The 26,394-nt window shown below is 67.4% G+C and carries 22 protein-coding genes and 1 pseudogene; 8 read left to right on the top strand and 15 right to left on the bottom strand.

Annotated features, from left to right (window positions below; translation table 11 throughout):
• Positions 1 to 4: 4 nt before the first annotated feature.
• Positions 5 to 973 carry a LysM peptidoglycan-binding domain-containing M23 family metallopeptidase gene (locus ACY5J6_RS09355; protein ID WP_462844691.1) on the top strand — a complete coding sequence of 323 codons (969 nt, stop codon included), beginning with the start codon at positions 5 to 7 and terminating at the stop codon, positions 971 to 973.
• Here the strand turns inward: ACY5J6_RS09355 and ACY5J6_RS09350 are convergent.
• Positions 959 to 2,188, bottom strand: coding sequence for a class I SAM-dependent RNA methyltransferase (locus ACY5J6_RS09350; RefSeq protein ID WP_462844690.1), 1,230 nt, complete (start codon positions 2,186 to 2,188; stop codon positions 959 to 961). The two genes, ACY5J6_RS09355 and ACY5J6_RS09350, sit on opposite strands and share 15 nt — an antisense overlap.
• A 51-nt stretch (positions 2,189 to 2,239) precedes the next feature.
• Here ACY5J6_RS09350 and ACY5J6_RS09345 point away from each other — a divergent pair, with 51 nt between their 5' ends.
• From ACY5J6_RS09345 to ACY5J6_RS09320, 6 genes are all read left to right on the top strand, one after another.
• Entirely contained in the window at positions 2,240 to 2,893 is a 654-nt protein-coding gene (locus ACY5J6_RS09345) for a response regulator transcription factor (RefSeq protein ID WP_462844689.1), read from the top strand.
• Positions 2,893 to 3,882, top strand: coding sequence for a M20/M25/M40 family metallo-hydrolase (locus tag ACY5J6_RS09340; protein ID WP_462844688.1), 990 nt, complete (start codon positions 2,893 to 2,895; stop codon positions 3,880 to 3,882). The genes ACY5J6_RS09345 and ACY5J6_RS09340 overlap by 1 nt, the downstream gene beginning before the upstream one ends.
• A gap of 5 nt (positions 3,883 to 3,887) precedes the next feature.
• Complete coding sequence (locus tag ACY5J6_RS09335; RefSeq protein ID WP_462844687.1) at positions 3,888 to 4,718, top strand: hypothetical protein; 831 nt, start codon at positions 3,888 to 3,890, stop codon at positions 4,716 to 4,718.
• Between the two features lie 137 nt (positions 4,719 to 4,855).
• A complete protein-coding gene (locus tag ACY5J6_RS09330) occupies positions 4,856 to 6,595 on the top strand; it encodes an ABC transporter ATP-binding protein (RefSeq protein ID WP_462844686.1) in 1,740 nt (579 codons plus the stop codon).
• Positions 6,592 to 8,406, top strand: a complete 1,815-nt coding sequence (locus ACY5J6_RS09325; RefSeq protein WP_462844685.1) for an ABC transporter ATP-binding protein — start codon at positions 6,592 to 6,594, stop codon at positions 8,404 to 8,406. The genes ACY5J6_RS09330 and ACY5J6_RS09325 overlap by 4 nt, the downstream gene beginning before the upstream one ends.
• 3 nt (positions 8,407 to 8,409) lie before the next feature.
• Entirely contained in the window at positions 8,410 to 9,570 is a 1,161-nt protein-coding gene (locus ACY5J6_RS09320) for a bifunctional folylpolyglutamate synthase/dihydrofolate synthase (RefSeq protein WP_462844684.1), read from the top strand.
• Positions 9,571 to 9,704: 134 nt separating this feature from the next.
• On the opposite strand, the gene ACY5J6_RS09315 is transcribed toward ACY5J6_RS09320, so the two are convergent.
• The 10 genes from ACY5J6_RS09315 to glnA form a co-directional block, all read right to left on the bottom strand.
• Entirely contained in the window at positions 9,705 to 10,757 is a 1,053-nt protein-coding gene (locus ACY5J6_RS09315; protein ID WP_462844683.1) for a protease complex subunit PrcB family protein, read from the bottom strand.
• A 155-nt stretch (positions 10,758 to 10,912) separates the two neighbouring features.
• Positions 10,913 to 11,761, bottom strand: a complete 849-nt coding sequence (locus ACY5J6_RS09310) for an ABC transporter permease (protein WP_462844682.1) — start codon at positions 11,759 to 11,761, stop codon at positions 10,913 to 10,915.
• A 4-nt stretch (positions 11,762 to 11,765) separates the two neighbouring features.
• Entirely contained in the window at positions 11,766 to 12,776 is a 1,011-nt protein-coding gene (locus ACY5J6_RS09305; protein WP_462844681.1) for an ABC transporter permease, read from the bottom strand.
• Between the two features lie 53 nt (positions 12,777 to 12,829).
• Positions 12,830 to 14,413, bottom strand: a complete 1,584-nt coding sequence (locus tag ACY5J6_RS09300; RefSeq protein ID WP_462844680.1) for an ABC transporter substrate-binding protein — start codon at positions 14,411 to 14,413, stop codon at positions 12,830 to 12,832.
• Positions 14,414 to 14,567: 154 nt separating this feature from the next.
• Positions 14,568 to 15,281 (bottom strand): ABC transporter ATP-binding protein, encoded by a 714-nt coding sequence (locus ACY5J6_RS09295; protein ID WP_462844679.1) that lies wholly within the window; start codon positions 15,279 to 15,281, stop codon positions 14,568 to 14,570.
• On the bottom strand, positions 15,278 to 16,057 hold the full coding sequence (locus ACY5J6_RS09290; RefSeq protein ID WP_462844678.1) for an ABC transporter ATP-binding protein: 780 nt from the start codon (positions 16,055 to 16,057) through the stop codon (positions 15,278 to 15,280). Before ACY5J6_RS09290 ends, ACY5J6_RS09295 begins: the two co-directional genes overlap by 4 nt.
• Positions 16,054 to 17,382: a branched-chain amino acid ABC transporter permease gene (locus ACY5J6_RS09285; protein WP_462844677.1), complete on the bottom strand. Its 1,329-nt coding sequence runs from the start codon at positions 17,380 to 17,382 to the stop codon at positions 16,054 to 16,056. Before ACY5J6_RS09285 ends, ACY5J6_RS09290 begins: the two co-directional genes overlap by 4 nt.
• On the bottom strand, positions 17,379 to 18,347 hold the full coding sequence (locus ACY5J6_RS09280) for a branched-chain amino acid ABC transporter permease (RefSeq protein WP_462844676.1): 969 nt from the start codon (positions 18,345 to 18,347) through the stop codon (positions 17,379 to 17,381). The genes ACY5J6_RS09285 and ACY5J6_RS09280 overlap by 4 nt, the downstream gene beginning before the upstream one ends.
• A gap of 64 nt (positions 18,348 to 18,411) precedes the next feature.
• Entirely contained in the window at positions 18,412 to 19,584 is a 1,173-nt protein-coding gene (locus ACY5J6_RS09275; RefSeq protein ID WP_462844675.1) for a branched-chain amino acid ABC transporter substrate-binding protein, read from the bottom strand.
• 145 nt (positions 19,585 to 19,729) lie between these two features.
• Positions 19,730 to 21,070: a type I glutamate--ammonia ligase gene (gene glnA / locus ACY5J6_RS09270; RefSeq protein ID WP_054637943.1), complete on the bottom strand. Its 1,341-nt coding sequence runs from the start codon at positions 21,068 to 21,070 to the stop codon at positions 19,730 to 19,732.
• Positions 21,071 to 21,247: 177 nt separating this feature from the next.
• Between glnA and ACY5J6_RS09265 the strand changes: the two genes are divergently transcribed.
• Positions 21,248 to 22,906: a bifunctional metallophosphatase/5'-nucleotidase gene (locus ACY5J6_RS09265; protein ID WP_462844674.1), complete on the top strand. Its 1,659-nt coding sequence runs from the start codon at positions 21,248 to 21,250 to the stop codon at positions 22,904 to 22,906.
• Positions 22,907 to 22,975: 69 nt separating this feature from the next.
• On the opposite strand, the gene ACY5J6_RS09260 is transcribed toward ACY5J6_RS09265, so the two are convergent.
• The 4 genes and pseudogenes from ACY5J6_RS09260 to ACY5J6_RS09245 form a co-directional block, all read right to left on the bottom strand.
• Positions 22,976 to 23,416: an MOSC domain-containing protein gene (locus ACY5J6_RS09260; protein WP_462844673.1), complete on the bottom strand. Its 441-nt coding sequence runs from the start codon at positions 23,414 to 23,416 to the stop codon at positions 22,976 to 22,978.
• Complete coding sequence (locus tag ACY5J6_RS09255) at positions 23,413 to 23,817, bottom strand: sulfide dehydrogenase (RefSeq protein WP_462844672.1); 405 nt, start codon at positions 23,815 to 23,817, stop codon at positions 23,413 to 23,415. The genes ACY5J6_RS09260 and ACY5J6_RS09255 overlap by 4 nt, the downstream gene beginning before the upstream one ends.
• A 10-nt stretch (positions 23,818 to 23,827) precedes the next feature.
• On the bottom strand, positions 23,828 to 25,105 hold the full coding sequence (locus tag ACY5J6_RS09250) for a molybdopterin-dependent oxidoreductase (protein ID WP_462844671.1): 1,278 nt from the start codon (positions 25,103 to 25,105) through the stop codon (positions 23,828 to 23,830).
• 84 nt (positions 25,106 to 25,189) lie between these two features.
• A pseudogene (locus ACY5J6_RS09245) lies at positions 25,190 to 26,306 on the bottom strand (ISAs1 family transposase).
• Positions 26,307 to 26,394 lie beyond the last annotated feature (88 nt).

Genomic DNA, 26,394 nt, shown 5'->3' with positions numbered 1-26,394 from the left:
GCCCATGGGCCGCCTCTGGGCTCTGCTTCTCCTCCTGGCCTCCGCCTGGGCCCAGGTCCACGTGGTGGCTCCCGGGGAGACCCTCTTCGCCATCGCCCGGCGCTACGGCACCACGGTGGAAGCCCTCGCCCGGCTCAACGGCCTGGAGGACCCGAACCGCATCCGGGTGGGACAGCGGCTATGGATCCGCTCCCTCCTAGAGAGGGCTCTTCCCCAAGGGCGAATCCTCCTCTCGCCCCCGGTGCAGGGCCAGGCCTTTGCCCTCCGGGTGGAGGGGTACCGGGAGGGGGAGGTGGAGTTTCTGGGGGTGCGGGTTCCCCTTTTCCCGGGGAAAGGGGGCCTCCTCGGCCTGGTACCGGTGAACGCCTTGGCGGAAGCCAAGGAGGCCCCTTTGCGTCTCCTTTTGCCAGGGCAGGAGGCGGTTTGGCCCCTGCCGGTCGCCCCCGGGGGGTACGGCCAGGAGGCCCTGGACCTGTCCCCTAACCTGGAATCGCTCCTGCGCGATCCCGCCCTCGAGGCCGAGCGGGAGAAGGTGGTGGCCGCCTGCCCCAGGGAGGGCCCTGGGCCCTGGGGCCTGGTTTTCAGGCCCCCCCTCTCGGGGCGGATCACCAGCCCCTTCGGCGTGAGGAGGCGGTACGGCGCCCTCTTCACCTCTTACCACGAGGGCCTGGACTACGCCGCCTCCCCGGGCACCCCCGTGAAGGCGGTGGCGGGAGGGGTGGTGGTCCTCTCGGAAAGGCTCAAGGTGCGGGGAGAGGCGGTGGTGGTGGCCCACGGAGCGGGGCTTTGCACGGGGTACTGGCACCTGAAGGAGCGGAGGGTGCGCCCTGGGGAAAGGGTGCAGGCCGGCCAGGTGGTGGGGCTTCTGGGGAGTACCGGGCTTTCCACCGGCCCCCACCTGCACCTGGAGGTGCGCCTCTTCGGGGTGCCGGTGGACCCCAGGCCCTTTTTCTCCGGCCTACCCTTCCCCTAGGCGGAGGAGGGAGAGGACCTCCACGTGGTGGGTAAAAGGGAAGAAGTCGTAGGGCCTAGCGAAGGCCAGGCGGTAGCCCTCCCGCACCAGCTCCCCCACGTCCCGGGCCCAGGTGGGGGGGTCGCAGGCCACGTAGAGGATCTCCCGGGGGCGGCTTTCCTTGAGGTAGGCCCGGACCTCGGGGGCGAGGCCCCCTCGAGGGGGGTCCAGGACCACCAGGTCAAAGGCGCCAAGCCCCGCCGCTTCCCGGACGTCCCCCCGGTGGAAGCGGAGGTTCCCCACCCCTAGGCGCCGCCGGTCCGCCTCCCCCCGCCGCACCGCCTCCTTGCTGATCTCCACCGCCACCAGCTCCTCGTAGCGGGGGGCGAGGAGAAGGGAAAGGAGTCCGGAGCCCGCGTAGAGTTCCAGGGCCCTTCGCCCCCCGGCGACCAGCCTTTGGGCTTCCTCCAGGAGAAGCCCCATGGCCAGGGGGTTCACCTGGGCGAAGCTCTCCACGCTCACCGTGGCGGTGAGGGGGCCGAAGGCCTCCAGGAGGGTTCTTTCCCCGTGCAGGGGGCGCACCTGTCCCCGGAAGCGCCCCCTGGGGGAGGGCTCGGCCCAGACCACCCCGGCGAAGCCCTCCTTCACCAGGGCCTTGGCGGCCCGCCTTAGGCCCTCCGGGCTTCCCCCGATGAGCCCCAGGAGGGCCTGGCCCTTTAAGAGGCTCCCCCTTAAGGCCACCTCCTCCACCGGGAGGGGCCAGAACCTCAGGACCTCCAGGGCCCAGGCCAGGGGTTCGGCCACCAGGGGGTCCTTCTCCAGGGGGAAGAGCTCGTGGCTTTCCGGAAAGCGGTAGGCCAGGCCCCCCAAGGGGTGGCGGGCGTACTGGGCGGCGGTGCGGTAGCCCAGGGGCCTGGGGGAAGGGCGGATGGGGCTTAAGGGGAAGGAAAGCTTGGCGATGCGCGCCAAGGCCTCGGCCACCAGGCCCTCCTTAAGGGGAAGCTGGGCCTCGTAGGTCAGGGGCAGGTCGGCGGAGGGGGGGAGAGGGTGGGGGTAGCGGTCGGGGCGGGGGGAGAGGACCTCCACCCCTTCCAGGAAGAGGGCTCCCTTGCGGCGCACGGGCCTTCCCCGCACCACCTCCCCCGGTAGGCCCCCCTTGACCAGGACCACCCCCTCTTCGCCTCGGGCCAGGCCGTATCCCCCGGGCACCAGCTTTTCCACCGTGAAGACCCTCACCCCTCCACCCTACCACCGGGCCTGCGGGTGCGGGAGCGCTACAATGAAGGGGTGATCCGGGTGTTGTTGGCAGACGACCACGCCCTCTTCCGCCAGGGGCTCAAAAGCCTTCTGGAGGCGGAGGGGGATTTCCGGGTGGTGGGAGAGGCCAAGGACGGTTGGGAGGCCATGCGCCACGCCCTCGAGGCCAAGCCCGACGTGATCCTCATGGACATCCAGATGCCGGGGCTGGACGGGGTCCAGGCCACCCAGGCCATCCTCAAGGAGTGGCCCCAGGCCAGGGTCATCATCCTCACCATGTACCGCCAGGACGCCTACGTCTTTGAGGCGGTGAAGGCGGGGGCGCGGGGGTACCTCCTCAAGGACACCGATGCCCGGGAGCTCACCGAGGCCATCCGCCGGGTGCACGCCGGGGAGGTGCTTCTGGACGCGGACCTGGCCGGGCGCATCATCCAGGACTTCCGGGCCAAAAAGGAAGGCCAGGCCCCTTTGCACGCCGAGCTTTCCGAGCGGGAGGTGCAGATCCTGAAGCTCTTGGCCCAGGGCTACACCAACCTGGAGATCGCCGCCGAGCTCGGCCTCTCGGAGAAGACGGTGCGCAACCGCCTTTCCGAGATATTCCAGAAGCTTCACCTGAACAACCGCACCCAGGCCGCCCTCTACGCTATCCGCGAGGGGCTGGCCCAGCCCGAGGCGGAAGAGTAGTGGACCCGGTGCGCTTCCTCCTGGAGCTCGCCCCCCTGGAGGGGGAAGAGGCCAGGGGAGCCTACGTGGCCGGGCGCCTTCCTGGTGCCCGTCGGGATGGCCTGGGGAACGTGTGGGCTGGGGAGGGAAAGGTGCTCCTCCTCGCCCACCTGGACACCGTCTTGCCCCCGGCTCCTCCTCGGCGGGTGGGGGAGAGGCTTTACGCTCCGGGGATCGGCGACAACACCGGCGGGGTGGCGGTGCTCCTCTCCCTGCCGGAGATCCCCGGGGTGGTTCGGGGCTTCACCGTGGGGGAGGAGGGCCTGGGGAACCTGAAGGGGGCCAGGGCCCTGGTGGCGGCCCTTTCTCCCCAGGTGGTGGTGGCGGTGGACGGCTACCTCCCGGGGGTGGTGGACCGGGCCTTGGGCTCGGTGCGCTTCCGGGTCCGCTTCCTGGGCCCTGGGGGGCACGCCTGGGGGGACCGGGGAAGCCCTAACCCCGTCTTCGCCCTGGCCGAGGGGCTTCACCGCCTCCAGAGCCTTTTTCGGGGGGAAGGGAGGGCGAGCCTCAACGCCACCGCCTTCCAGGGGGGCCAGGCGGTGAACGTCCTGCCCAAGGAGGCCTCGGCCCTTTTGGAGATCCGGGCCGAGGCCAAGGAGGACCTTTCCCGCCTCTTCGCCCGGGCCAAGGAGGCGATGGCGGAAGCGGCCCGGGGCCAGGGAGTGGACTTCCGCCTCGAGGTCCTAGGGGAAAGGCCCGCCGGGGCCACCGCCACGGAGGCCCTGAGGCGGGCAGCCACCGAGGCCCTGAAGGCCATAGGGGAAAGGCCCCTCTTCCAGGTGGGCTCCACCGACGCCAGCGCCGCCATAGAGCGGGGGATTCCCGCCCTGGCCCTGGGGGTCTACCGGGGGGGCGGGGCCCACACCGAGGAGGAGTGGATCCTTCCCCAAAGCCTTTGGGAGGGGCAAAAGGCGCTCCTTTCCTTTCTCCGGGCCCTTGGCGTAGGATAGGGCGTATGCGCGTGGGTGTCCTTCAGGGCTTCCTTTCTCGCCGGTACCTGGGCTTCTGGGAGGCCTACCTTCGCGCCTTGGGGGTGGAGGTGGTGCGGGCCTCGGTGGACCCCGATTCCCGCCTGCCTTACTGCCTGCCCGTGCAGGGGCTTCTGGCCCAGGTGGAGGCCTTGAAAGCCCAGGGGGTGGACTACCTGCTCCTCCCCGACCTGCAAGGGGGAGTGGAGTCGGAGCGGGGTGGGGGGCAGTGCCCCTGGCTTCTGGACCTCGAGGCCACCCTCCACCGCTATTACCCCGGGCTTCCTCCGGTGTTCAAGGTGCCGGCGGAGCTTTCGGAGCGGGTTTTGGGGCGGGCGGGGGAGATCGGCCAGATCCTCACCCGCAACCCCATGCGGGTAGGCCGGGCCCTGGACCAGACCAAAAGCCTCCTCAAGCCCGCCCCACCCCTCAAGACCCCTCCGGGGAGCGTGGGGGTGGTGGCCCAGCCTTACCTCCTAGAGGACGAGGGCTTCCGCCAAAGGGTGACGGAGGCCTTAGCCCAGGTGGAACTCCTTCCCTACTTTCCCGACCAGCCCCCGGAGCGCCTCCGTGAGGAAGGGCAGAGGCTCCTTCCCCTGGACCTGCCCACCGACCAGGAGCTTCTGGGCATGGTCCACTACCTCCACCGCCTGGGCCGGGTGAGGGCCCTCCTCCTGGTGGTCTCCTACGCCTGTCCCCCCATTCCCCCTCTTCTCAGGAAGGCGGCCCGGAGGCTCACCAAGCCCCACCGCCTCCTCACCCTGGGGGAAGACTGGGAAGGCGAGCTTAAGGCCCTCAAGCGGGAGATGGAGGGGTAATACCACCCCATGCTGGCCCCGGCCAAAAGGCCCGCAGGGCTTCCGTACCTGGGCTTGGGCGAAGGATTCACGCCAAAGGGGTATAAGCCTGTGGCCGGGCTCCTTGAGCCCGGGCCTTCATGGGTTAGACTCAGGGCATGACCGAGCGGTCAGTCCTCCTCTCCCGCCTCCTCCCCTACCTCTTTCCCTACCGGGGCCACTACCTCCTTGGGGTCTTGGCGGGTTTGGCCTCCATCTTCTTTTTCGTCCTGGGGCCCTACTTCCTGCGCCTCGCCGTGGATGCCGTAGGCCACGGAGGGGCCTACGGGCGATACGCCTTCTACCTCCTCCTTACGGCCTCGGCCTCGGCCCTCCTCTCCTACGCTATGCGCCGTCTGGCGGTGGTGGCCAGCCGCCAAGTGGAATACGACCTCAGGAAGGACCTCTTTCACCACCTTCTCCGCTTGGACCGGAGCTTTTACCACAAGACCCGGGTGGGAGACCTGATGAACCGCCTAAACACCGACCTCTCGGCGGTGCGGGAGATGGTGGGCCCGGGGATCATGATGGGAAGCCGCCTGTCCTTTATGGTACTCCTGGCCTTTGGCTCCATGTACGCCGTTAACCCCCGCTTGGCCTTCTACCTCACCCTGATCCTGCCCCTCATCGCCCTCTTCGTGTTCTACCTGCTCCGGCTGGTGGACCGGCGCTACCGCGAGGCCCAGGAGGCCTTTGACCGCATCAGCACCCTGGCCCAAGAGGCCTTCAGCGGCATCCGGGTGGTGAAGGGGTACGCCTTGGAAGGCCGCATGCTCGCCCGCTTCCAGGACCTCAACCGGGTTTACGTGGAGAAGAGCCTGGCCCTGGCCCGGGTGGAAGGCCCCATGCAGGCCTTTCTGGGCTTTCTCATGGGGTTCGCCTTCCTCACCGTCTTGTGGGTGGGGGGAGGGATGGTGGTGCGGGGGGAGATGACCGTGGGCCAGCTGGTGCAGTTCAACGCCTACCTGGCCCAGCTCACCTGGCCCATCCTCGGCCTGGGGTGGGTCATGGCCATGTACCAGCGGGGGCTCACCAGCCTGAAGCGCCTCCTGGAGCTTTTGGACCGGGAGCCCCTTATCCGGGACGAGGATCCTCTGCCGGTGGACCCAAAGGCCCTTTCGGGGGAGGTGCGCCTAGAGGGGGTGGGGCTCCAGGCGGACGGACGCTGGCTCCTCAAGGACCTCACCCTCACCGTGCCCGAGGGCATGACCCTGGGCATCACCGGGCGCACGGGGTCGGGGAAGAGCCTCCTGGCGGCCCTGGTGCCCCGCCTCCTGGACCCCACGGAGGGGCGGGTGTGGGTGGGTGGGTACGAGGCCCGCCGCCTGCCCCTCAAGGTCCTGCGCCAGGCGGTGGGGGTGGCCCCCCAGGAGCCTTTCCTTTTTAGCGAAACGATTCTGGAAAACATCGCCTTCGGCCTGGACCGTCCAGACCGCGAGCGGGTGGAGTGGGCGGCGCGGCTCGCCGGGATCCACGAGGAGATCCTCGCCTTCCCCAAAGGGTACGAGACGGTCCTGGGGGAGCGGGGCATCACCCTCTCCGGGGGGCAGCGCCAGCGGGTGGCCCTGGCCCGGGCCTTGGCCAAAAGGCCCAAGATCCTCATCCTGGACGACGCCTTAAGCGCCGTGGACACCGAAACGGAGGCCAGGATCCTCCAGGGCCTGAAGACCGTCTTGGGGCGGCAGACCACCTTCCTCATCTCCCACCGCACCCCCACCCTGCGCCACGCCGACTGGATCGTCGTTTTGGACGGGGGGAGGATCGTGGAGGAGGGGACCCATGAGAGCCTCCTCGAGGCCGGGGGGCTCTACGCTGAGCTGGACCGCATTCAGCGCATGGAGCGGGAGGTGGAGGGATGAGCGCTTCTCCAGGGCCGGAAGACGCTTACACCAAGGCCTTTGACCGGGTGCTCTTCGCCCGCATCCTCCAGTACGTCAGGCCCTACCGCCTGCAGGTGGGTTGGGCCCTCCTCTTCCTCCTCCTCACCACCCTTACCGCCGCCCTCACCCCCCTCTTCTTCAAGTGGGCCATCGACGGGGCTTTGGTCCCCCAGGAGGCCAAGCCCCTTTCCGAGCGCTTCCACCTCCTCCTGTGGGTGAGCCTGGGGTTTTTGGCGGTGCGGGGGGTGAACTTCGCCGCCACCTACGGCCAGACCTACCTCATCCAGTGGGTGGGGCAGCGGGTTCTCTTCGATCTGCGAAGCGCCCTCTTCGCCAAGTTCATGCGCCTCCACCCGGGCTTTTACGACAAGAACCCCGTGGGCCGCCTCATGACCCGCATCACCTCGGACGTGGACGCCATCAACCAGTTCATCACCGGGGGGCTGGTGGGGGTCATCGCCGACTTCTTCACCCTCTTCGGCCTTCTCGCCTTCATGCTGACCTTAAGCCCCAAGCTCACCCTGGTGGTCCTCCTGGTGGTCCCCGTCCTCCTCTGGGTCACCGCCTGGGTGCGGCAGGGGATGCGCACCGCCTACCGGGAGATGCGCCTGAGGCTTGCTCGCCTGAACGCCGCCCTTCAGGAAAACCTCTCCGGGGTGGAGACCATCCAGCTTTTCGCCCGGGAAAGGGAGCGGGAGGAGAAGTTTGACCGCCTGGGGCAGGACCTCCTCCAGGCCTGGGTGGAGATCGTGCGCTGGTTCGCCCTCTTCTTCCCCGTGGTGGGCTTTCTCGGGGACCTGGCGGTGGCGGGCCTCCTCCTCTACGGCGGGGGGGAGGTGGTGCGGGGGGTGGCCTCTTTGGGGCTTCTGGTGGCCTTCGTGGACTACACCCGCCAGCTCTTCCAGCCCCTGCAGGACCTATCCGACAAGTTCAACCTCTTCCAGGGGGCCATGGCCAGCGCCGAGCGGATCTTCGGTGTTCTGGACACGGAGGAGGAGCTCAAGGACCCCGAGGACCCCAAGCCCATCTTGCGCTTCCGGGGGGAGGTGGAGTTCAAGGACGTCTGGCTCGCCTACACCCCCAAAGGGGTGGAGCCCACGGAGAAGGATTGGGTCCTGAAGGGGGTGTCCTTCCGCATCCGCCCGGGGGAGAAGGTGGCCCTGGTGGGGGCCACGGGGGCGGGGAAGACCAGCGTGGTGAGCCTGATCGCCCGCTTCTACGATCCCCAGAGGGGCCAGGTCCTCCTAGACGGGGAGGACGTGCGGGCCTACCGCCAGGAGGAGCTACGCCGCCACATCGGCATCGTCCTCCAGGACCCCTTCCTCTTTTCCGGCACCGTCTTGGACAACCTCCGCCTCTTTGACCCCTCCATCCCCGAGGAGAAGGTGGTGGAGGTGGCGAGGTTTTTGGGGGTCCACGAGGCCATCCTGCGCCTGCCCCAGGGGTACCACACCCTCTTGGGGGAGAGGGGGGCGGGGCTTTCCACGGGGGAAAAGCAGCTTCTCGCCCTGGTGCGGGCCCTTCTCATGAGCCCCGATATCCTCCTCATCCTGGACGAGGCCACGGCCAACGTGGACTCGGAGACCGAGGTTCGCCTGCAGGAGGCCCTCTACAAGGCCATGGAAGGAAGAACCTCCATCCTCATCGCCCACCGCCTTTCCACCATAAGGCGGGTGGACCGCATCCTGGTCTTCCGCAAGGGGAGGCTTTTGGAGGAAGGGACCCACGAGGCCCTCTTGGAGAAGGGGGGGTATTACGCTACCCTCTACCGCCTGCAGTACGCGGACTAGGCCGTGACCTACCGGGGGGCTTTGGACTGGCTTTACGGAAAGAGGCGGCAGGGGCCCAGGGGGACGGAGCGGGTAAGGGCCCTCCTCGCCCGCCTGGGCCACCCGGAGGAGGCCTTCCCGGCGGTCCACGTCCTGGGCACCAACGGCAAGGGGAGCGTGGTGGCCTACCTCGAGGCCGCCTTCCGCGCCCGGGGCCTGGCCTACGGGGCCTACACCAGCCCTCACCTGGTGGACTTCCGCGAGCGGATCCGCACCCACCTGGGCCTCGTCCCCGAGGAAAGGGTGGTGGCCTTCGTGGCGTGGGCTAAGGGGGAGGTCTGGGAGGAGCCCCCGGGCTTCTTCGACCTGGCCACCGCCCTGGCCTTCCTCCACTTCCGGGAGGTGGGGGTTTCCCTGGCCGCGGTGGAGGCGGGGGTAGGGGGGGAGAAGGACGCCACCAACGCTCTTCCCCGCGTGGTCCTCACGGTGCTCACCCACGTGGGGGAAGACCACCTGGAGGCCTTGGGGGGGACCCTCGAGGCCGTGGCCCGGGAGAAGACGGGGGCCTTCCGCAAAGGGGTCCCGGTGGTCACGGGGGCGAGGGGGGTGGGGCTTGCGGTGGCCCGAGAGGTGGCGGAAAAACGGGGAGCGCCCCTCCACGTCCTGGACCCCCAAGACCCCCTCTTCGCCCTTCCCGCTCCCCCGGGGCTCAAGGGGGCCTACCAGGAGGAGAACGCCCGCCTGGCGGCGGCCGCCCTCAGGCTCCTTGGCTTCCCCGAGGAGGCCATCGTCCAGGGGCTTCGGGAGGCGCAGCACCCTGGGCGGATGGAGCGCTTCCTTCTTGGGGGGGCGGAGGTCTACCTGGACGGAGCCCACAACCCCCCGGCGGCCGAGGCCCTCGCCCGGGAGTTTCCCGCCTATCACCTCCTCTTCGGGGCCTTTCCCCGGAAGGACGTGCGGGGCGTTCTCGCCCACCTCCTGCCCAAGGCCAAAAGCGTCCGCTACGCCCAAGCGGGGGAAGGGGCTTTGGGGCGGGAGTTGGGGGAGCCCTTTTTTGAAGACCCTTGGGAGGCCTTGGAGGACGCCCTGGGGTGGGCGCGGGAGGACGGGGTCCCGGTCCTGGCCACGGGCTCCTTGTACCTGGTGGGGGCCCTGCGGGCCCTCCTCTCCCGGGGCGTTGGATGACCCCTTTGCCGAGGTCTTCGCCCGTGGGCCTTATACCCCTTTGGCGTGAATCCTTCGCCCAAGCCCAGGTACGGAAGCCCTGGGGGCCTTTTGGCCGGGGCCCCCATGTTGGCGCAAGCCAGCATGGGGTGGTATCATTCCCGGTCTTCCGCCAGGGTGCGCCCCGAGGGGTCGGTGAAGACCACCCGGCGCACCCGGTTGAGTTCCAGGACCACGTAGGGGCTGGTGAGGGCCTGGGTGACGATGGCCCCGGGCCTGGGGGAGGTGAGGGTGAGGACCACCCGGGCGGCGTCCCCGGCGTAGGTCACCCCGGCCACCCCCAGGTTGTAGCCGCCGGTGGGTTTCAGCCCCCAGAAGAAGGCGGCCACGCTCTTGTTGCGGAAGTCCACCGGGGGAGCGGGCGGGCGGGGGAGGCGGTTGCCCACCACGAGCCCCCAGACCTCGGCGAAGCGGGTGGGGTTGTTGGCCAGATAGGCCCGGGGCTCGGTCTCCGTGTAGGCGGCGTTGGTGCCCTGGTCCAGGACGCGGTAAAGGGGAGCGGGTGGGGTCACGAGCTCCACCTTAAGCCCATACTGCACCAGGAGGGCGCCCACCCGGTAGGCGTCGGGGGGAGGGTCTAGGGCAAGGGGCCGCAAGACCGGCTCGGCCAGCTCAAAGAGCGCCACCTGCCGCCCTCCCCGCCGGGCCAGCACCTCCCGCAGGAGAACCTGGGTCTCGGGGCCGGTGAGGGCGTAGAGGTCGGGGGTCTGGTAGCCCGCGGGCTGGACCAGGGTGCGCCGTTCCCCTTCCTTGAGGCTTCCCGTGAGCCGTACCCAGCCCACCCCGTCGTAGAGCCAGGTGGAGCGCAAGGCGGCCTGGGTCCTCACCTCCACGAGGCTTCCCGAGATCCCCCGCACCGCCTCCGCCGGGGGCCTCAGGGCGGGCCCCACCTCCCGAAGGAGGGGGCTATCCTCCACCCAAAGGGCCCCGGGCACGGCCCAGAGGCTTTCCCCTCCGGGCTTCCCTAGCCGGAGCACCCTCTCTCCCAGGCGCACCTCCCTGGGCTCCCCGTAGAAGTAGGTCCAGCGCTCCGTGGCCTCGGGGAAAAGGAGCTGCGCCTCGGCCACCCGGTAGCCCGAGCCCTGGAGCACCTCGCAGGCGGAAAGCAGGGGGAGAAGCAACAGGGGGACGAGAAGGCCTTTTCTCATGCCCCCATGATACCCTTCTCCCCTTTCCCTCCTTTTAAGCTTCCCTTAGGCCTTCCTCCAAGCCGAGGAAAGGGGAGGCCGCGCGAAGCCAGGGTGGGGCGCTAAGCGCCCGTTCGCCACCATGAATCCCTCGCCCAAGCCTAAGTGCCCGCGCCTTAGCGGCTCCGGGGGTCCAGGGCGTCCCGGAGGCCGTCCCCCAGGAGGTTGAAGGCCAGCACGGTGAGCATGATGAAAAGCCCGGGGAAGATCATGGTCCAGGGGGCGTTCATGGCGTAGCCCCCTTTGAAGCTGTCGGCGATCATGGCGCCCCACTCCGGGGCGGGGGGCTGGGCCCCAAGGCCCAGGAAGCCCAGGGCGGCGGCCTCGAGGGTGGCCGTCCCGATGGACAAGGTGGCCTGGACCACGAGGGGGGGGAGGGTGCCCGGGAGGATGTGCTTGAGGAGAAGGCGGCCGTTTCCCGCTCCCAGGGCCATGGCCGCCTGAACGAAGTCCAGCTCCCGTAAGGAGAGGACCATGGAGCGGGCCAGGCGGATGTAGACGGGCACCTGCACGATGCCGATGGCCAGCATGGCGTTTTGCAGGCTGGGGCCGGACACGGCCACGATGGCGATGGCCAAGAGGGTGCCGGGGAAGGCCAGGAGGAGGTCGGCGAGCCAGCCGATGAAAAGCTCGGTCTTCCCGCGGTAAAACCCGGCGAGAAGCCCGAGGAGGGTGCCCAGGACCAGGCCGAGGCTCACCGAGATCACCCCTACCTGCAAGGAGATGCGGCTTCCGTGGAGGACCCGGGTGAAGAGGTCCCGGCCCAGGTGGTCGGTGCCAAAGGGGTGCTCCAGGGAGGGGGGCTTAAGCCGGTTTAGGTAGTCGCGGTCGGTGGAGGGGTCGTAGGGCTTGAGGACGGGGACGAGAAGGGCCAGGAGCACCAAGAAAAGGGTGAGGAAAAGCCCTACCTTGCCGGAGGGGGATTTCAGAAAACGCCGGAAGGCTTGGCGGGTGGGGGTTTCCATGGCTTCACCGGTACTGAATGCGCGGGTCCAAAAGGGCGTAGGAGAGGTCCACCAAAAGGTTCACCAGCACGAAGGCCGTAGCCACCACCAGGACCCCCGCCTGGACCACGGGGTAGTCCCGGTTAAGGATGCCCTCGTAGATGTAGGAGCCGATGCCGGGCCAGGAGAAGATGGTCTCGGTGAGGATGGCCCCCCCCAGGAGGGTGCCAAACTGGAGGCCCACGATGGTGACCACGGGGAGGAGGGCGTTTTTTAGGGCGTGCTTGAGGATGACCTGGCGCTCGGCCAGGCCCTTGGCGCGGGCGGTACGCACGTAGTCCTGGGAGAGGACCTCCAGCATGGCGCTACGGGTGATGCGGGTGAGGATGGCCAGGGGGATGGTCCCCAGGGTCAGGGCCGGGAGGACCAGGTGCCGAAGGGCGTCTAGGAACACCGTTGGCCGGCCCTGGAGGAGGCTGTCTAGGAGGAGGAAGCCGCTGAGGGGCCGGAAGTCCAGGGCGAGCTCCGTGGAAAGCCTTCCCCCCGTGGGGAGCCAGTGGAGGTTCACGGCGAAAAAGTAGACCAGGAGGAGGCCAAGCCAGAAGACGGGCATGGAGACCCCCACCAAGGAGAGGCTCATGGAGAGGGTGTCCAGAAGGCTGTTCTTGCGCACCGCCGCCAGGATGCCCACCGGCACACCCACCGCCACCGCCACCAAGGTGGCGCTCACGGCCAGCTCAAAGGTGGCGGGCCAGCGCCGCTTCAGCTCCTCGGCCACGGGGATGGTGGAGACGGCGCTTTGGCCCAGGTCCCCTGTGAGGACGCTCTTCAGGAAGGTGAGGTACTGTACGTGGAGGGGGCGGTTGAGCCCAAGCTTTTCCCTGAGGGCCGCAAGCTGCTCGGGGGTGCCCCGCTCCCCCAGGATGGCCTGGGCGGGGTCCCCGGGGATGAGCTGGAGGAAGGTGAAGACCAAAAGGGTGATGCCCAAGAGCACGGGGACGAGCCCCAGAAGCCTCCGCAAAATGTAGCTCCCCATTTCTTCGCCTCAAAAAGCCCGGACCCCCCGAAGGGGGTCCGGAAAACCACGCCTTAGCGCTTCTCTATGGTCTCAAAGGACTCGGAGCCCAGGGGGCTCGGCGTCCAGCCGGTGACGTTCTGGCGCTTGGCCAAGAGGGGCTGGGAGTGAACGATGGGGATGCGCAGGGCCAGGTTGAAGGTGAGCTCGTCGGCTTGCTGGTAGAGGCGCTTGCGCTCCTCGAGGCCCGGGGTGGTGGCGGCCTTGGTGAGGAGGTCGCCCAGCTCCTTCGCGCAGAGGGGCTTGCCGCTCGTGTCAAAGAGGTCGGCGATGGGGCAGGCGAAGTGGGGGTCAAGGAAGTTCTGGGGGTCGCCGTAGTCCCCGGTCCAGCCCAGCATGTAGGCTTGGAAGCCGGGGGCCTTCTTGCGATCCGCAAGATAGCTGGCCCAGTCCTTGGTCTGAAGCTTCACCCGGATGCCGAGGGCGGAGAGGTCGGCGGCCATGGCCTCGGCGATCTCTTTGGGGGTGGGGAAGTAGGGGCGGGAGACGGGCATGTACCAGAGGTCCATCTCAAAGCCCCCCGGGTAGCCCGCTTCCGCCAGGAGGGCCTTGGCCTTCTGGGGGTTGAACTCGTAGTCCGTGACCTTGGGGGACTGGAAGGCCTTCATGGAAGGCGGGGTGAAGTGGCCGTCGGTGATCCCCAGCTTCCCCCAGAAGGCCTGGACGATGGCCTTTTTGTTGATGGCCATGGCGATGGCCTGGCGCACCCTGGGGTCGGACAGGGGCTTGTGGGAGGGGTTCAAGGCCAGGTAGCCCACGTTGAAGGAGGGCCGGAAGACCGGGGCCAGGTTCTTGTCGGCCTCGAGGTCCTTGAGGTTGGCCGGGGGAATGTCGGTGGTGAAGTCAATGGTGCCGGCCTTCAGGGCCGCCAGCCGGGCAGCGGGGTCCTTGATGACCCGGATGACCACCCGGTCCATCTTGGGGAGGCCCGCCTTCCAGTAGGTGGGGTTCCTCTCCAGGACGATCTGCTCCCCAGGCCGCCACTCTACCAGCCGGAAGGGCCCGGTGCCCACGGCGCTCCCCGTGGGGGAGCCGTACCTGGCCCCGTCCTTCCTTATAGCGCTTGGGCTTGCGATGCCGAAGTAGCCCGAGCCGATGGCGGCGGGGAAGGCGGGGAAGGGCTGGGTGAGGACAAAGCGGATGGTGTACTTGTCCACCACCTGGATTTCCTTCAGCAAGGAGCCCTCCTCGCCCTTGAAACCGCCGAAAAGCTCGGGCCAGATCTCGTAGCGGGCGGCGGCGTCAATGCGGGTGGGGTTCTTGGGGTCCCACCAGCGCTCCACGTTGAACTTCACCGCCTCGGCGGTGAGCTCGGTGCCGTCCTGGAACTTCACCCCCTGGCGCAGGCGGAAGGTCCAGACCTTGCCGTCTTGGCTGCTGAACCAGCTGGTGGCTAGGCCGGCCGTGACCTCCGTGCTTCCCGGCTTGAAGTCCACCAGGGTGTCGTAGATCTGGCGCTGGACGTAGATGGAGATGCCGTCGGTGATGTTGCCGGGCTCGAGGCTCACCGGCTCCCCGTTGGCCCCGAACACCAGGGTCTTCTGAGCGAGGCCGAGGCCCAAGGCCACGGCAAGACCGAGTAGGACTTTTCCTTTCATAGGGCTCCTTTCTGGGGTCCTTTCCCCTTGTCGTGCCGGACCAAGTATAAAGCGCCCCCCTAGGGGGGCGCAAGCCCGGGGTATCCGCCGCTTCCTTGGCCCGGGGAAGCTTTACCGGGGCCCCCATGCCGGCTTGGGCCGGCATGGGATGGTATTACCCCTCGCCGAGGTAGGCCTTCTGCACCTCGGGGTTTTCCGCAAGCTCCCGGGCGGGCCCAAAGAGGGTGATCTCCCCCGTGGCGAGGACGTAGCCCCGGTGGGCGATCTGCAGGGCCAGGCGGGCGTTTTGCTCCACCAGGAGGATGGTGCGCCCTTCCCGGTTCAGCTTCTGGATGATCTCAAAGATGAAGTCCACCAGGACGGGGGCCAGGCCCATGGAGGGTTCATCCATCAGGAGGATGCGGGGGTTTTGCATGAGGGCCCGGCCGATGGCCAGCATCTGCTGTTCCCCACCCGAAAGGGTTCCCCCCTTTTGCTGGCGGCGCTCGTAGAGCCGGGGGAAGAGGGTAAAGACCTCTTCCTTGCGCTCTTCCACCACCTTGCGGTCCTTTTCCAGGTAGGCCCCGATCTCCAGGTTCTCTTCCACGGTAAGGCGGGGGAAGATCCTCCGCCCCTCGGGCACGTGCCCCACCCCTAGGGCCACGATCTCGTGGGCGGGCAGGCGGTGGATGGGCCTCCCCTGGAAGAGGACCTCGCCCTGTCTTGGCCTCACCAGGCCGCTGATGGTGCGCAAGGTGGTGCTTTTGCCCGCCCCGTTGGAGCCGATGAGGGTGACGATCTCCCCCTCCTCCACCCGGAGGGAGATGCCCTTGAGGGCGTGGATGTGCCCGTAGTAGGTGTGGACTTCCCTAAGCTCCAAGAGGCTCATGCCGCACCTCCCGCCGCTCCCTTGCCCAGGTAGGCCTCGATGACCCGGGGGTTACGGCGCACCTCCTCGGGGGTGCCTTCGGCGATCTTGGAGCCGTACTCCAGCACGGCGATGCGGTCGGAGATGCGCATCACCAGGCGCATGTCGTGTTCGATCAGGACGATGGTGATGCCCAGCTCTTCCCGAAGCTTCTGGATGAACTCCTGGAGTTCCTCCGTTTCCCGGGGGTTCATCCCGGCGGCGGGCTCGTCCAGGAGGAGGAGCCGGGGCTTGAGGGCCAGGGCCCGGGCGATCTCCAGTTTGCGCTGCTCCCCGTAGGGGAGGTTCTTGGCCAGCTCGTCCTTCCGGTGGAGAAGCCCCACGTAGGCGAGGAGCCTCTCCGCCTCCTCCTTGGCGCGGCGCTCCTCCTTGCGGGCGAGGGGGGTGCGGAAAACGGCGTGGAAGTAGGGGACGCGGATGTGAACGTGCATCCCCACCAGGAGGTTTTCCAGGGCGGTCATGGCCCCGAAGAGGCGGATGTTCTGGAAGGTGCGCCCCACCCCCTCCTTGGCCACCCGGTCCGGGGAGAACCCGGTGATGTCCTTGCCGAAAAGGAAGATCCGGCCTTCATCGGGGGCGTAGATCCCGGTGAGGAGGTTGAAGAAGGTGGTCTTGCCCGCCCCGTTGGGGCCGATGACCGAGAAGATCTCCCCCTGGTTCACGGAAAGGCTCACCTCGTTCACGGCCACCAGGCCGCCAAAACGCTTGGTGGCGCCATGGACCTCGAGGGCCTTCATGCTTCCTCCATCTCCGCCCGGTGGCGCCTTTCGGGGATCAGCCCTTCCGGGCGGAAGATCATCATGAGCACCAGGATAAGCCCGAAGACCAGCCTCTCGTACTTGGCGGGGTCCACCTGGCTTGGGATCTGGGGGAAGCTGGTGCGCACGAACTCGCTGAAGGTCTTGAGGACGTCCAGGTTGAGGATGGTGAGGGCCGCTGCCCCCAGGATGGCCCCGGGGATGGAGCCCATCCCTCCCAGGATGACCATGGCCAGGATGGTGATGGAGGCCAAGAGGGTGAAGGACTCCGGGGAGACGAAGGTGCGCTGGGCGGCGAAGATGACCCCCATGACCCCGGAAAAGGCCGCCCCGGTCATGAAGGCCAAGAGCTTGGTGGGCAGGAGGGGGATTCCCATGGAGCGGGCGGCCACCTCGTCTTCCCGGATGGCCACCCAGGCCCGGCCGAAGCGGGAGTTGGCCAGGTTGACGTTCACCAGGACCACCAGGCCGATCATGAGGAGGACCAGGAGGTAGAAGAAGAGCTGGTAATCCGTGGTCTGGTCCAGGCGCACGCCCAAGTGAGCCATAAGGCTCCGGAACCCGTCTATGGGGGGGCGCATCACCGGGGTGATACCCTGGGGTCCGTTGGTGAAGTTAATGGGGTGGTCCAGGTTGTTGGCCAGGATGCGCACCACCTCCCCCAGCCCCAGGGTGACGATGGCCAGGTAGTCCCCCCTAAGGCGCAGGGCGGGCAGGCCGATGAGGAGGCCGGTGAGGGCGGTGGTGACCACGGCGATCCCCATGAAGAGGTACATGTACTCCCCAGGCAAGGGGAAGTGGCCCCTCATGAAGTTCCTGGCCTGCTCCGAGCCGAAGATGGCCCAGGTGTAGGCCCCCACGGCGAAGAAGGCGGCGTAGCCCAGGTCCAGAAGCCCCGCCATGCCCACCACCACGTTGAGGCCCAGGGCCATGGCGGCGTAGATGCCGATCTGGATGCCCAGCTCAAAGACGAAGGTGTTGGCGAAGCCGGCGATGGGGACGGAAAGGAGGAGGATGGCCAGGCCCAGGAGGACCCGGACCCAGGTGGGGATCCTGGGCAGGGTGGTGAGGGCCACCAGGATGCCCACCAGGCCGATGAGGCCCAGGGTGTTGCCGGAGCGCTGGAGACCCAGGGTAAAGGCCAAGGTGAGGAAGGCCAGGCTCAGGGTGCGGGCGTTCGGGGTAAGGCGGGCGAAGGCGGTGTAGAGGAGGGCGCCCAGGCCGAAAAGGCTGCTCAGGGCTCCCGGGGCCAAGAAGGCCAGGGCCAGGTAGCCCAGGCTTAGGGCGAGGGCGAGGGTGTTCATACCTTCTCCTTGACCACCTGCCCCAGGAGGCCCTGGGGCCGCAAGAGGAGGATGAAGATGAGGATGAGGAAGGCCACCACGTCCTTGTACTCCGTGCCGAAGTTGCCGTTGGTCAGGATGGGCAGGTAGGTGCCGAAGAAGTTTTCCAGCTGGCCGAGCACCAGGCCCCCCAGCATGGCCCCGGGGATGTTGCCGATCCCGCCCAAGACGGCGGCGGTGAAGGCCTTGATGCCGGGCAGGAAGCCCACGTAGGCGTTCACCGTGGTGTACTGCAGGGCGAAGAGCACCCCGGCCACCCCGCCCAAGGAACCGCCGATGAGGAAGGTGCGGGAGATGATGCGGTCGGGGTCAATGCCCATGAGGCTGGCGGTGGAAAGGTCCTGGGCCACGGCGCGGATGGCCACCCCCAGCTTGGTGCGGTTTACCAGGTAGGTGAGGCCCACCAGCATGACCATGGAGACCACGATGAGGATGAGGGATTTGGTCTGGACGAAGATGGCCCCTCCGAAGAGGTCAAAGGAGCCCTCGAGGTCCTCCACGGTGTGCATGCGCAGGAAGAACTCGTTGTGCCAGAGACCCTCGATGAGGCGCACCAGGTCCTGGAGGATGAAGGAAACCCCGATGGCGGTGATGAGGGGGACCAGGCGGTTGGTGGTGCCCCGCTTCCTCAAGGGGCGGTAGGCGAAGCGCTCCACCAGGATGGCGGTGCCCCCGGCCAAGGCCCCGCCCAGGAGGAGGGCGATGAGGAGGAGGAGGAAACCGCTCGGCACCTGGGGGGCCAGGTACCGGAAGACCTCCACCCCCACCACGGCCCCGATCATGAAGATCTCGGAGTGGGCGAAGTTGATGAGCTCCAACACGCCATAGACCATGGTGTACCCCAGGGCCACCATGGCGTAGACGAACCCCAGCACCAGGCCGTCAAAGATCACCTGGGGCAGGATGGAGAGGATCTGCTCTAGCAAAGGACCTCCTTTCTCCGGGCCAAGGGGGTGGCCCTCAGGCCACCCCCTCCTTTTTCCCCGAAGCTTACTTGGCGCCGGGGGCCGCCATCTCGATCACGCGGATGAGCTTGTTGTCGGCCCAGTTGCCGCTTGGGGCCACCTGCATGACGAAGTACTTGGCCTTCTTGTTGTCGCCCTTGTCGTCAAACTCAATGGTGCCGGTGAGGCCCTCCATCTTGACCTTGCGGACCTCCTGGCTCACCTGCTCCCGGGTGGGCTTCTTGTTGCCGGCGGCCTTGATGGCGTTTTCCAGGGCGGTGAGGATCACGTTGGCGGCGTCGTAGGCGTAGATGCCGAAGCCTTCCATGTCCTTGCCGTACTTCTGCTTGAAGCGCTGGGCCACGGCCTTGGCCTTGGGGAAGGCGGAGACGGGGCCGGCCACCGTGGTGTAGAAGGTGCCGGCGGCGTTCTCCTTGCCCGCCAGGCGCACGAACTCGCTGGCGTCCAAGCCGTCGCCGCCCATGAGGCGGGTCTTCACACCCCGCTCACGGAGCTGCTTCACGAAGGGCCCGATCTGGCTGTAGATGCCTCCGAAGTAGATGAGCTCGGGCACGGGCCGGGCCCCCCGGATCTGGTTGATGATGGGGGTGAAGTTGGACTGCTCCTCCGTGCCCACGAAGGCCACCGCCTTGCCGCCCAGGGCCTCGAGGCGCTTCTTGAACTCCTCCGCCAGGCCCTGGCCGTAGGCGGTCTTGTCGTGGATGACGAAGACGTTCTTCACCTTGAGGTTGTTGAAGGCGTACTCCGCCCCCACAGGCCCCTGCACGTCGTCGCGCCCGCAGATGCGGTTCACGTTGGGAAGCTTGCGGTCCGTAACCCGGGGGTTGGTGTTGGCGGGGGAGACCATGACCAGCCCCACCCGGGCGTAGACCTCGCTGGAGGGGATGGCCACGCCGGAGTTCAGGTGGCCCACCACGCCCAGGATGTCGGGGTCGTTGATGATGCGGTTGGCGTTGGCCACGCCCACGTCGGGGTTGGCCTGGTCGTCGTAGGGCACCAGGACCAGGTCAAAGCCTAAGGCCTTGAACCGGGCCTTGGCCTCCTCCACGGCCAGCTCCGCCCCCAGCTTGATCTGCTCGCCCAGGGCGGCCTGGGGGCCGGAGAGGGGGGACTGGGTGGCGATCTTGATGACGTTGGCCTGTCCCAAGGCCATGCCCAGGGCAGCCGCACCTGCTACCAGAAGCCCGATTTTCCTCATACCTACCTCCTTAAGCACGCGTTCGCGTTGCGGCCCTATTCTAAGGGGGGGGTAGGTGGGTTTGTCAATGCCCCGCTGAAAGTTTATTCCTGACCTGTGGGTCAACCCCCACCCCTCTTGGGGGCGGGGGTTGGGATACCCGGGGTCAGTATGTGGCCAGGTACTGGTCCAGCTCCCACTGGTGGACCGTGACCCGGTAGTCGTCCCACTCCATCTGCTTGGCCTGGAGGAAGTGGGTGTAGACGTGCTCTCCCAGAGCCTCTTGGATCACGGGGTCTTTCTTGAGGGCCTCGAGGGCCTCCCGAAGGGTCCCGGGAAGCTCCCGGATCTTGTGCTTCCGCCTTTCCCGTACGCTCATCTGGTAGATGTTCCGCTGGATGGGGGGCGGGGGTAGGAGCTTGCGCTCAATGCCGTCTATGGCGGCGGCGGCCATGACCGCCAGGGCCAGGTAGGGGTTGGCGGAGGGGTCGGGCATCCTGAGCTCCGCCCGGGTGCCCACGCCGCGGCGGGCCGGGATGCGGATCATGGCGGAGCGGTTGGAGGCGGACCAGGCGATGTTGGTGGGGGCCTCGTAGCCCGGGGTCAGGCGCTTGTAGGAGTTCACCAGGGGGTTGGTGATGGCCACCATGCCCTCGGCGTGGGCCAGCAGTCCGGCGATGAAGTGCAGGGCGGTCTTGGAGAGCTGGTACTCGGCCTTGGGGTCAAAGAAGGCGTTTTCCCCGTTCTTGAAGAGGGAGAGGTGGGTGTGCATGCCGCTTCCGTTGATGCCGCGGATGGGCTTGGGCAGGAAGGTGGCGTGGAGGCCGTGGTTCAGGGCCACGCGCTTCACCACCCACTTGAAGGTGGCGATGTTGTCCGCGGTGGTGAGGGCATCGGCGTACTTGAAGTCGATCTCGTGCTGCCCGGGGGCCACCTCGTGGTGGCTGGCCTCGATCTCAAAGCCCATGGCCACCAGGGCGTTCACCATGTCCCGGCGGGCTTCCTCGCCCTTGTCGATGGGGGCTAGGTCAAAGTAGCCCGCCTTGTCGTGGGTCTCGGTGGTGGGGAGGCCCTCAGGGGTCCTCAGGAAGAGGAAGAACTCGGGCTCGGGGCCGGCGTAGAGGTTGTCAAACCCGAGCTTCTTCAGGCGCTCGATCTGCCGCTTCAGGACGTAACGGGGGTCCCCCTCAAAGGGGCGGCCGTCGGGGTAGGTGACGTCGCAGATGAGCCTGGCCACCCGGCCCCGACCCGGGTCTTCCACCTGGTCGGGAAGGATGACGAAGGTGTTGTAGTCGGGCTTGAGGAGCATGTCCGACTCCTCAATGCGGGTGAAGCCCTCGATGGAGGAGCCGTCGAACATGATCTCCCCGTCCAGGGCCTTCTCAAACTGGGACTCGGGGACCTCCACGTTCTTGACCACCCCCAGGATGTCGGTGATCTGGAGCCGCAAGAACTTAACCTTCTCCCCTTTGAGCGCCTTGAGGATTTCCGCCTTGGTGTACGCCATTTTTGGTCTCCTCCTCCCTTGTGGGCCTGGGTTTTCCCCGGAAAACCCGACAAGGTTGTGCAAAGTGTAAGGGAAAACTGTGCTTCATGTCAAGATATCCCTGAACGCAAGGTCATAACAGGGGGGCTTGACCCTCCCTTGACCTGGAGGCGGGTAGACTAAGGCCGGAGGTGGCGTATGCTCAAACGGCGGGAAGTATTGAAAGCGGGTTTGGCCCTAACCCCCTTAGGGGCGGCTTTGGGCAGGGCCCAGGGGGGCTTCACCCTGACCTTGGTCCACACCAACGACACCCACGCCCACCTGGAGCCCGTGGAGCTCACCCTCTCCGGCAAGAAGACCCCGGTGGGCGGGGTGGCCCGTAGGGTCGCCCTCTTTGACCGGCTCAGGGCCCAGGCCAAGAACCCCCTCTTCCTGGACGCGGGGGACGTCTTCCAGGGCACCCTTTACTTCAACCAGTACCGGGGCCTGGCGGACCGCTACTTTATGCACCGGGCCCTCTACCGGGTGATGGCCCTGGGGAACCACGAGTTTGACCTGGGCCCCGGCCCCTTGGCGGACTTCCTCAAGGGGGCGAGGTTTAGGGTGGTCTCCGCCAACGTGGACGTAAGCCGGGAGCCTCGCCTGAAGGGCCTCTTCGCCCCCTACGCCGTGGTCGTGGTGGGCGGGGAGCGGATCGGGGTCATCGGCCTCACCACCCCGGACACCCGGGAGATCTCCAACCCCGGGCCCACCGTGGCCTTCCTGGACCCCTACGAGAGTGCCCAGAAGGCGGTGTACGAGCTCCTTTCCAAAGGGGTGAACAAGATCGTGGTCCTCTCCCACCTGGGCTACGGCGAGGACCTGAAGCTCGCCCGCAGGCTCGTGGGGGCCCAGGTGATCGTGGGCGGCCACTCCCACACCCTTTTGGGAAGCTTCCCCCACAAGGAGCTTTCCCCCATGGGGCCCTACCCCACGGTGGTGAAGAACCCCGAGGGGAAGGACGTCCTGGTGGTCCAGGCCTGGGAGTGGGGGAAGGTGGTGGGCCTCTTGGAGGTCACCTTCGGGGCCAAGGGGGAGCTTCTCGCCTACAAGGGGGAGGCCCTCCTCATGACCCCGGAGGCCGCCCCCGAGGACTTCTTCGCCAAGGAGGCCCTTCTGGCCTACGCGCAGCCCGTCATGGCCCTGATGCAGCAGGTGATCGCCGAGGCCCGGGTGGACCTGGTGGGGGAAAGGGCCATCGTGCGCAGGCGGGAGAGCAACCTGGGGAACCTCATCGCCGACGGGATGCTCTGGAAGACCAAAAACGCCGGCACCCAGATCGCCCTGCAAAACGGCGGCGGCATCCGGGCCTCCATCCCCAAGGGCCCCATCACCGTGGGCAAGGTCTACGAGGTGTTGCCCTTTGGGAACACCCTGGTGGTCATGGACCTCAAGGGGAAGGAGGTCCTGGCCGCCCTGGAAAACGGGGTCTCCCAGTGGGAGAACCAGGCGGGCCGTTTCCTGCAGGTCTCGGGCCTCCGCTACGCCTTTGACCTCGCCCGCCCCGCGGGGAGCCGGGTGGTGCGGGTGGAGATGAGGACGGAGAAGGGGTATGTGCCCCTGGACCTCGAGGCCACCTACCGGGTGGTGGTGAACAACTTCATCGCCAACGGGGGCGACGGCTTCACCGTCCTCAAGGAGGCCCAGGGCTTTAGGGTGGACACGGGCTTCTCGGACGCGGAAAGCTTCATGGACTACCTGAAGGAGCTCAAGGCGGTGGAGGCAGGCCTGGAAGGGCGGATCGAGGTGCTCAACGAGCCCAAGGGGGAGCGCCCCGCCTACTGGGCCTACCGGGTGCCGGGACGGGTGGGCGTGTAAAGGGGCGAAGCCCCGGGGAGTTCCCCTCCTTTTGGGGCCCCCGCTCTGGCGAAAGCCAGAGCGGGGTACTTAGCCCGCCGGGGCGAGGACGAGGACCGGGTCCCCCACCCGCACGGCGCCGCCCTCGAGGACCCGGGCGTACACCCCCCGGCCCCCGTAAAGGAGCTTGGGCAGGCGGAGGTCAAACCGGGAGAGGCTCTTGCACACGGTGCAGACGTAGGAAAGCTGAAGAAGGGCCTCCCCCACCCGAAGCCTGGCCCCTGGGGGCAGGGCGTGGGGGTCCAGATCCAGGAGGAGGTTCTCCCCCAGGGCCCCGAAGGGGAGCTTTATCCCCGCCTTCTGGGCCTTCTCGTAGGCGGGAAGCCCGGCCACCAACACCGCCCGGTCGGGGTCTTGGCCGGCGTGCCGGTCCCCCAGGGCGCCGTGTCCCGCCACGAGGAGAAGCTCCCCCACCTGGGGCTTGGGAAGGCCCGGTTCCCGGCCCAGGTGGAGGGAGAGGACCCGGTTCATTCCTTGCGGGTCTCCGGGGTGTAGTGGGCCTGGAGGTAGGCGAGGATCTTCTCGGCCACGTCCGGAGGGATGAACTTCTCGCCCCCGAAGGTTTTCAGCATCTTGTCCACGGTGGGCTTCCAGTTGGCCAAGGGGGGCTGCATGGTGATGTAGGTGACGCTGTGGCAGATGGAGCAATAGCCCATCACCAACTCCTTGCCCTCCCCCTCCGCCAGCTCGGCGGTGTAGAGGGGGTAGGCCCCCACCTTGTAGACCGTGCCCTCTCCCGGCTTGGCGGGGGCGGGCTGGAGGATGAGGCCCAAGGGCCCCTGGGCCCAGTTGCCCGCCACCACGCCCGGAACCTCGGCCAGCACGAAGCCCAGCAGGGAAAGCCCCAAGGGTACCAGCCAGCGCTTCTTCATGTTCTCCTCCCTACTTGGCCGCCAGGACCACCACTTCCTGGCGCTCGATCTTGTTCCAGAGGTAGCCGCCAGGGTTCCAGACCCCGGTATCCGGCTGCACGTTCCCCTTCTCGTCTGTGGCCCGCACCGCCAGAACATAGGTGCCGGGGCGCTCGGGCCGCCAGGTGTACTCAAAGGTGCGGAAAGAGTACTTCCCGTAGTCGGCGCCCAGGATGGCGGGGCGCCAGGTCTGGCCGCCGTCGGTGGAGACCTCCACCTTCACCACCCGGCCGTAGCCGCTGAAGGCGATGCCGCGGACCTTGGCGGGCATCCCAGCCACCAGGGGGTAGGAGCCGTCGGGGTCAATGATGAAGGAGCGGACCGGCATGTTGACCTTGCCGATGGGCACGGTCTTGACCCGGCCCGCCGCCACGTCCTCGGGGGTGGTGGAGCCGTTGGGGGTGTCGGGAATCCTGTAGGCGGTGGCCATCCAGAAGTTCTTATCGGGCTCGGTGAGGGCCCGGATCCAGGTGACGTGTTTTAGCCAGTAGGTGGCGAACTTCCCCGGCACCACCAGGCGTACGGGGAAGCCGTTCAGCATGGGGAGAGGTTCCCCGTTCATTAAATAGGCCAAGATGGTTTCCTCTATGACCGGGTCGTCCAGGTCCAAGGACTTGATGAAGCGGCCCGAGCCCAGGTTTTCCGGCCCCTTGCCCCGGTCCAGGCCTTCAAACTGGATCTGCACCGTGCCCGGCTTCACCCCGGCGTAGTCCAGGAGGTCTTTGAGCCGTACCCCGGTCCAGAGGGCGTTGCCCATGGCCCCGTTGCCCCACTGTCCCCCCGCGACCCTAGGTTGGAAGCGGCTTCTGGAGTTGCCCGAGCACTGGTTCACGGCGGCGATGGAGACGGGCTTGAACTTGCGGATGAGGTCCTCGAGGGAAAGCTCCACCGGGCGCTCAAAGTTGCCCTCAAGCTTTAGGCGCCACACGGAGAGGTCGATCTCGTTGGGGATCTCGTCCAGGTGGTAGCGGACGTAGAAGGCCTCGTTGGGGGTGAAGGGGGTGCGGAAGTAGTGGCGCGGGGTTTCCAGCTGGACGGGGCGGTCCGTCATGCGGAGCAGGGGAAGCTTTTGCGGGTATACGGCGTAGGGGTGAACCCCGTTCCAGTAAGGGTTGGCCTGGGGCCCGGTGAAGCTGGGAAGGGCCTCTTCGGCCTGGGCTGCGGTCTGCGCCAAGGCGGGCCTCGAGGCGAGCAAGAACCCCCCAGCGCCCAAAAGCTTCAGAAGCTGCCTTCTATCCACTCTTCTCATAGCGCCCTCCCTAGGGGACATTTGTACTTTACCGGGGAAGCGTTTTTCTGTCAAAGGGGGGTATGGGGAAAACAGACTTGACCGCTATACTGCATAGAGCCCCAGGAACTTGAGGGCGGAGAGGGGATGGAAGGAGAAGGCCTCCATGGCCGCCTTCTTCTCCCTGATCCCTCGGCGGTGGAAGAGGGAGACCAGAAAGGCCCGGAGGACCGCCAAGACCCGCGCCCCCACCCCCCGCACCTGGCAGGCGTCTTCACGGAAGAGAACGTCCCGTACCCAAAAGGACCGGTTCTCCACCTCCCACCGGGAAAGGAGAAGCTCCCCAAGCCGCCTCGCCTCCGCCACCTCCGGCCCCAGGCTGGTGAGGGCGTAGCTCACCGCGCGCCGCACCTCCCCCGTCCCCTTGTGCGCCACCTCCCGCTCCAGCCGCACCACCTGCCGGCACCCGGGAAAGGCGCGTACCTCTTCCGGCAAGTGGGGGGAGGCCCAGACCCGGTAGGTCCACACCTCCCCGTCCCGCGCCAGACTCCACACCGCCTCGGTCTCCCCGGGAAGCCGCCTCTCCTCCATCCCCTTGAACACCTCCAGAGCCCACTCCAGCAGTTCCCCCTGGTTGGCCTTCAAAAGGAAAAGGTAGGCCCCCCTTTTTGCACCACCTTCCCCGCCACCTCCGGGTACAGGTACCCCGCGTCCCCCACCACCACCTTCCCCTTGAGCCCCTCCGCCCCAAGGCGGTCCAGGAGCTCCAAGAGGGCTTGATCCTCCCTCCCCTCCGCCTGGGCCTGGGCCAGGGTGGTCCGCAGACCCAGGGCCAGGACCTCCACCAGCCTGACCTGGGGGCTTTTCCCCTTGCCGCTTCCCCGAAGGTGCTTCCCGTCCACCACCAGGACCTCCCCCAGCTCCACTTCGGGAAAGACCTTGAGCAGGGCTTCCTGGAGCTTATGGGGGTCCAGGCGGTGCAGGAGAAGGGTGAGGATGGTGTGGCCCGGGGGCTTGCGCAGGCCGAGGTGGGGCAAGAGGTGAGGGTTGGCGCGGGCGAAGCGTTCCACGCCCCTCAGGGAGTCCACGCGGAACTGCTTTCCCGTCAGGGAAACACCTTGTGGAAAGCCACCAGGATGAGGGCCAGGAGGCTCCACAGGGGGTACCGCCGGTTGCGGGCCCGGGGGTCGGGGATCTGGGACAGGGCTTCGCGTAGGGTCATGCCTCTTCTTTACCCCAGGGGCCGTATATAGGTCAAGTCTGATGGGGAAAAGCTGTGAGTTGCGAGGGGGGCTTCCCGCTCGTAAAGG

Source organism: Thermus sp. H19.2 (assembly GCF_054979525.1).
Note: the sequence above shows the minus strand (reverse complement) of the source record. Positions and strands in the feature narration are given on the sequence as shown.

Bases quoted from the DNA above. Each gene is read 5' to 3' on its own strand.
- ACY5J6_RS09355 (WP_462844691.1), top strand. From the start codon at position 5: ATGGGCCGCCTCTGGGCTCTGCTTCTCCTCCTGGCCTCCGCCTGGGCC.
- ACY5J6_RS09335 (WP_462844687.1), top strand. From the start codon at position 3,888: ATGCGCGTGGGTGTCCTTCAGGGCTTCCTTTCTCGCCGGTACCTGGGC.
- ACY5J6_RS09330 (WP_462844686.1), top strand. From the start codon at position 4,856: ATGACCGAGCGGTCAGTCCTCCTCTCCCGCCTCCTCCCCTACCTCTTT.
- ACY5J6_RS09325 (WP_462844685.1), top strand. From the start codon at position 6,592: ATGAGCGCTTCTCCAGGGCCGGAAGACGCTTACACCAAGGCCTTTGAC.
- ACY5J6_RS09315 (WP_462844683.1), bottom strand. From the start codon at position 10,757: ATGAGAAAAGGCCTTCTCGTCCCCCTGTTGCTTCTCCCCCTGCTTTCC.
- ACY5J6_RS09310 (WP_462844682.1), bottom strand. From the start codon at position 11,761: ATGGAAACCCCCACCCGCCAAGCCTTCCGGCGTTTTCTGAAATCCCCC.
- ACY5J6_RS09305 (WP_462844681.1), bottom strand. From the start codon at position 12,776: ATGGGGAGCTACATTTTGCGGAGGCTTCTGGGGCTCGTCCCCGTGCTC.
- ACY5J6_RS09300 (WP_462844680.1), bottom strand. From the start codon at position 14,413: ATGAAAGGAAAAGTCCTACTCGGTCTTGCCGTGGCCTTGGGCCTCGGC.
- ACY5J6_RS09295 (WP_462844679.1), bottom strand. From the start codon at position 15,281: ATGAGCCTCTTGGAGCTTAGGGAAGTCCACACCTACTACGGGCACATC.
- ACY5J6_RS09290 (WP_462844678.1), bottom strand. From the start codon at position 16,057: ATGAAGGCCCTCGAGGTCCATGGCGCCACCAAGCGTTTTGGCGGCCTG.
- ACY5J6_RS09285 (WP_462844677.1), bottom strand. From the start codon at position 17,382: ATGAACACCCTCGCCCTCGCCCTAAGCCTGGGCTACCTGGCCCTGGCC.
- ACY5J6_RS09275 (WP_462844675.1), bottom strand. From the start codon at position 19,584: ATGAGGAAAATCGGGCTTCTGGTAGCAGGTGCGGCTGCCCTGGGCATG.
- glnA (WP_054637943.1), bottom strand. From the start codon at position 21,070: ATGGCGTACACCAAGGCGGAAATCCTCAAGGCGCTCAAAGGGGAGAAG.
- ACY5J6_RS09265 (WP_462844674.1), top strand. From the start codon at position 21,248: ATGCTCAAACGGCGGGAAGTATTGAAAGCGGGTTTGGCCCTAACCCCC.
- ACY5J6_RS09260 (WP_462844673.1), bottom strand. From the start codon at position 23,416: ATGAACCGGGTCCTCTCCCTCCACCTGGGCCGGGAACCGGGCCTTCCC.
- ACY5J6_RS09255 (WP_462844672.1), bottom strand. From the start codon at position 23,817: ATGAAGAAGCGCTGGCTGGTACCCTTGGGGCTTTCCCTGCTGGGCTTC.
- ACY5J6_RS09250 (WP_462844671.1), bottom strand. From the start codon at position 25,105: ATGAGAAGAGTGGATAGAAGGCAGCTTCTGAAGCTTTTGGGCGCTGGG.